This window comes from Okeania sp. SIO2F4 (assembly GCF_010672385.1).
Lineage (GTDB): Bacteria > Cyanobacteriota > Cyanobacteriia > Cyanobacteriales > Microcoleaceae > Trichodesmium.
This window is the reverse complement of the sequence record NZ_JAAHGT010000705.1, coordinates 1-5,153: the sequence shown is the minus strand read 5'-3', so window position 1 is coordinate 5,153 and position 5,153 is coordinate 1. Positions and strand designations below refer to the sequence as shown.

The following is a 5,153-nucleotide window of genomic DNA, read 5'->3' as shown; positions in this document are numbered from 1 at the left end:
CTATTGGCAAAAACAATTTTACCAATAATGTCAAATTTTAGATGTGAAAAAATTTCCGAAATTTACTGTAGTACCTCGTCTAGCTTGAAAATGTGGGTAAAGAGCGAGTGAATTAAGACCTCTCCCCCAACCCATCTCCTGCTCCGAGAGCGGGGAGGTTTTACCCACAATTTTAGTCTAGACGCGCTAGTAGTCTGAAAGTTTGGAGTGGATAAAATCTGATTTTTGACTTTTAACTGCTGTAGTTTCTCTAATTATTTATTGGACAAATTGGCAAAAACAATTTTACCAATAATGTGAAAATTTAGATGTGAAAGAATTTCCAAAAATTACTGTAGTCTGAAAGTTCTGAGTCGATAAAATTTGATTTTTGACTTTTAACTTTTGACTTTTAACTTCCGTGAAACGGTACTCCCTATTCCCTATATTATGAATTACTGTATCAATCCTCAATGTCAGAATCGTCAAAATCTAGAAGAGCTTGATTTTTGTCAAGCTTGTGGTACTGAATTGTTGATTGAAAATCGCTATCGTATTATTCGACCTTTGCGACAACCACAACCTGCACATCCTACAGAAATTTTTGAAATAGAAGATTGGGGAACGAGTTTAGAAGATTGGGGAAGTTTGAAAGTTTTAAAAGTTCTGAAATATGACAATAATCCTGATTTAGTTCGATTATTCAAACAAGAAGCAAGAGTATTAATGTGGTTGCGTCATCCTGGAATTCCGAGAGTTGAACCGGATGGTTATTTTAGAGTTTCACCTCATAAAAGTTCTAAACAACTCCATTGTTTAGTGATGGAAAAAATCGAAGGAGAAAATTTAGAGGAGTGGTTAATTAATCATGGGAAAATTTATCAAGATGAAGCTTTAGATTGGTTACAACAAATTACCGAAATTTTAGATATGCTTCACAGTCAAAACTTACTTCATCGAGATTTAAAACCTTCTAATTTAATTTTGAGACCAAATGGGCAATTAAGCGTAATTGATTTTGGCACAATTGGAGTAGGAAATTGGGGAGCAACAAAAATCGGTTCTTTAGGATATTCTGCACCAGAACAAATGACTGGAGAAGCTGTCTTACAATCTGATTTTTTTGCATTAGGTCGTACCTTTGTTCATTTACTTACAGGTCAGTCTCCTATGAATTTTCCAACGGAGGGAAAAACTGGCAAAATTATATGGAGAAATTATGCTCCTCAAATTTCACCTCTACTGGCTGATTTTATTGATGAGTTAATGAATCCTGTCCCACAACGGCGGCCTAAACATACACGATTTATTCTCAAAAAATCTCAAGAATTATCAGAAAAAATTGCTGAAAAAACTGAATCGTCAAAACAAACTAAGCTTTACTGGAAGTTTTTACTTCTAATTTTTATGGGATTTATGGGGTCTCGTTTACTTCTACCAAAAATTCCTCTTTTTATCCAAACTTGGATTTTTCCGACTGTTGATAAAAAGCTAACAAATATTGGATTTGAAGAGTATCAAGATAGTAATTTAGGTAAGGCTGAATTTTATTATAAACTTGCCCTAAAATTTAACCCCGAAAATGCAGCTTCTTATCTTCAATTAGGATTGATTTGTGAAAATAGACAAGATTTTGGATGTGCTAAAACTGAGTATAAACAGGCAATTGATTCTGCACTGACACGGAATAATTATTATGTCGAAGTCGCAGCAATTAATAATCTATCTCGTCTACAAATTTGGTTAGATGGAAATAGCGAAATAGCAATTCATAATCTAAGTCTTGGTTTGCAACTTATGTCTGAACTACGTCAAAAATATCCTTTTGATTTTACTAAAATGGTAGAATCAAATCTGCATAAAAATCTGGGATGGGCTTATTTTCAAATATTAAATTACTCTCAAGCTAAATCTCATTTAAAAAAAGCAATTAAACTCAATTATGAAAATGCTCCTGCACAATGTTTATTAGCACAGGTCCTGGAGAAAGTTCCCACAGATAGGGATAATTTAAAACAAGTCAGGCAAAATTGTATTAATATTAAATCAACTCAAAATCCTGAAACTAATACATGGAAAAATTTAGTCCGTCAACGTTTACAAAGTAGGGAATAGGAAATAGGGAGTAGGGAGTAGTTAAGAGTCAAGATAAATGGGAGTTTATAGAGAAGGTTATCGAAAGAATAGTAAGAATAATTTTTCTGCCATAGTTATGCAAAAACGCTCACTTTTTCAGCTCTATTAACCGAAAAACTGGCACTTTTTCAAAGCCTAAAATTGCTAAATTCTTTATCTGTAAATGCTTCGTTCAACAATTAATAATTACCTCTTCTTAAAAATAAGAGGATTGGTTAAAAAGGAAATTTTTTTCTTCTCTTGGTCGATTGGAGGCAAGCGAGGAGACCTCGGCATCCCTCGACCGCTGTCTTGGTCGATTGGAGGCAAGCGAGGAGACCTCGGCATCCCTCGACCGCTTTTTTCTCCACGGCGAGTGAGAGGCTTTAAACCTTTATTTTTCGGTAAAATATTTTGATAACTCTTATTATTCGTAAAATTATTTTTTCAAATTGGCATAACTCCTTAGCAATGGAAAAATAGAATCTACCAAAATTTACAAATACCAATGGAGATAGACTATGACAATCCGGAAATTCTTGCCTCTATTAGTTATTTTGGTTTTGACTCCAGTCAACCAGATAATTCAATTACAAAATCATATTAGATTGCCAGCAACTCATCCTATTACTCAAATTAATTAATTTTCTAATTGAGCGAGTTATTGAGTTGAAAAATACTAAGGGTATAGATATGAAAATCTAGAAATTCTTGCCTCTATGTAGTTATTTTAGTTTTGACCATTTTTTGAATTCAAAATTCGCGCATTCAAAGTTCAAAAATTTTGACTCCAGTCAACCAGATAATTCAATTACAAAACCATATTAGATTGCCAGGATATCATCCTATTACTCAAATTAATTAATTTTCTAATTGAGCGAGTTATTGAATTGAAAAATACCAAGGGTATAGATATAAAAATTCTGAATTTTTTGCCTCTATGTAGTTATTTTAGTTTTAACCACAGTAAAGCAGATGATTCAATTACAAAATCATATTAAATTAAACCAGCTAATGCTACTACTCAAGTTAATAAATCTCCAATTGGGCGAATTATTGAATTGGTATAACGTAAGCATTCATCCGTCAGCTTTTAGTTCTCATCTTTATTCATAAATGAAGCTGATAGCTGACCACTAATGGATAAATTATTACTGTATAAATCCTTAGCAATACAAAAATAAAACCTACTAAATTTGAAAATTATCAAGGCTATAGATATGAAAATTCAGAACTTTTTAACTCTATTAGTTCTTTTGATTTTTACTCCAGTAAAGCAGATGATTAACTTACAAAATTATATGATACTTGCACCAGCTAATGCTATTACTCAAGTTAATAAATTCCCAGTTGGTCGAATTATTGAAGCAGATGGAAAAGTATTTTTAAAGCGTCAAAACTGGTCAGAATATCATCCAGCTTTTGTTGGTACAGAACTCTATGCACAAGATAAAATAAAACTCACATCAGAAGCAAATTTAATAGCAATTTGTTACGCAAACTGGAAAACTTGGAGCTTGCCAAAAAATAGTATATCTCAAACAATGGATGGCTGTTTACAAGCTAAATCAAAATGTGTTGAAACCCCAGATGGATGTGTTCCTATTGATGCTACTCGTGGGATTAATGAAGTAGCAATTACCGATCAAATTCCCTATCTTATTAGTCCGCGCCACACTTTATTATTACCAGATAAACCCTTGATTTTGCGCTGGAATCCTGTGGCAGGGGCGACTCGTTATACTGTTACGATCAAAAGTCCGTCAGAATATATTTGGGAAACAGAGGTTAGTGAAAATCAAGTAATTTATTCCGGGAAATTGCCTTTAAAAACAGGTGTTCGATATACAGTCATTATTCATAGTGATACAGAAGTTTCTTCTCTTGATGAAGAGTCGCCTTTTTCTAAACAAGATTATTTGGGAATAGGATTTGGTTTAATTTCACAATCCCAAAAACAAGAAATTTTGGCAAAAAGTGAGGAACTTACTCAAAAATTAGACGGTGAAGCACGGGTAATAAGTATTGCTGAACTTTATCAACAACAAGGTTTGAATGAGGAAGCGATCGCTCTTTTAGAATCTTTTATAGAGTCAGGAAATTATACCTCAGCCATTTATCAAATGTTGGGTGAAATATATCAGCATATTCAATTACCTGGATTAGCCAAAGATTACTATTTAAAGTCAGCAAAATTGACAGAAGTTGATGATGTTGTTGGAAGTGCAAAAATTGAGGCTGCTTTAGGAGAAGTGTATGCAACTTTAGGTAGTAAGAAGGAAGCGATTCATTGGTTAAAACTAGCTTTTAATAAGTATGAAAAATTGGGAGAATTTCAACGGGGAGATGAGGTGAAATTATCACTGGAAAAATTGCAGCAACAGTTGGGAGAAGAATAGACATCTCCAGGACTTACAAGGGTATGTTTTTTAGAATTATTCCTTTAGATTTGGGAAGTGTGGGGAGACGGGGAAGTGTAGGAGGAAATTTTGCCGCATTTTTTGTATGAAAAAGCACACTTTTGTTCAGATTTTATCGGGCGAGTTCGAGACCTTAAAAACCATGTCGCTTTAGTGCATGGACGTCTAGCTCACCTGCAACTGAAGTCACCTGTAGAAAATCAGATATTTTCTCTTGATATTTTCGTGCGTTAATTATGCTATAATATGTAGTATAAAGATAAGAAGGCAGGTCGAGCCAAAATGATAATTTACGAGTTCAAAGTCAAAGCTAAACCTGAGCAATATCAAGCAATAGATGAGGCTATTAGGACATCTCAGTTTATTCAAAATAAATGTTTAAGATATTGGATGGACAATAAAGGTGTCAGTAAATACGACCTCAATAAATATTGCAAAGTATTAGCTCAAGAGTTTAAATTTGCTAACGAACTAAATTCAATGGCTCGACAATCGGCTGCGGAAAGAGCCTGGTATGCCATTTTTAGATTTTACGATAACTGTAAGAAAAAAGTCAAAGGTAAAAAGGGTTAGGGACCTCCAAAAAATCAAATGTACAATTGATAATGATAATTATTGTTGGTCAAAGGAAGGGGCAAC

Annotated in this window: 5 protein-coding genes; all 5 read left to right on the top strand. The window is 33.6% G+C overall.

What is annotated here, in order from left to right; translation table 11 throughout:
- The first annotated feature begins 429 nt into the window (after positions 1-429).
- The 5 genes from F6K22_RS30905 (at position 430) to F6K22_RS30885 (ending at position 5,087) form a co-directional block, all read left to right on the top strand.
- Positions 430-2,094 carry a protein kinase domain-containing protein gene (locus F6K22_RS30905; protein WP_293107057.1) on the top strand — a complete coding sequence of 555 codons (1,665 nt, stop codon included), beginning with the start codon at positions 430-432 and terminating at the stop codon, positions 2,092-2,094.
- 521 nt (positions 2,095-2,615) lie between these two features.
- Positions 2,616-2,738 carry a hypothetical protein gene (locus F6K22_RS30900; protein WP_293107054.1) on the top strand — a complete coding sequence of 41 codons (123 nt, stop codon included), beginning with the start codon at positions 2,616-2,618 and terminating at the stop codon, positions 2,736-2,738.
- Between the two features lie 576 nt (positions 2,739-3,314).
- On the top strand, positions 3,315-4,493 hold the full coding sequence (locus F6K22_RS30895; protein WP_293107051.1) for a tetratricopeptide repeat protein: 1,179 nt from the start codon (positions 3,315-3,317) through the stop codon (positions 4,491-4,493).
- A gap of 90 nt (positions 4,494-4,583) precedes the next feature.
- The gene (locus tag F6K22_RS30890; protein ID WP_293107050.1) at positions 4,584-4,748 is read left to right on the top strand and encodes a hypothetical protein; all 165 of its coding nucleotides are present in this window, start codon (positions 4,584-4,586) and stop codon (positions 4,746-4,748) included.
- Between the two features lie 48 nt (positions 4,749-4,796).
- Entirely contained in the window at positions 4,797-5,087 is a 291-nt protein-coding gene (locus F6K22_RS30885; protein WP_293107047.1) for a hypothetical protein, read from the top strand.
- Positions 5,088-5,153: the final 66 nt, after the last annotated feature.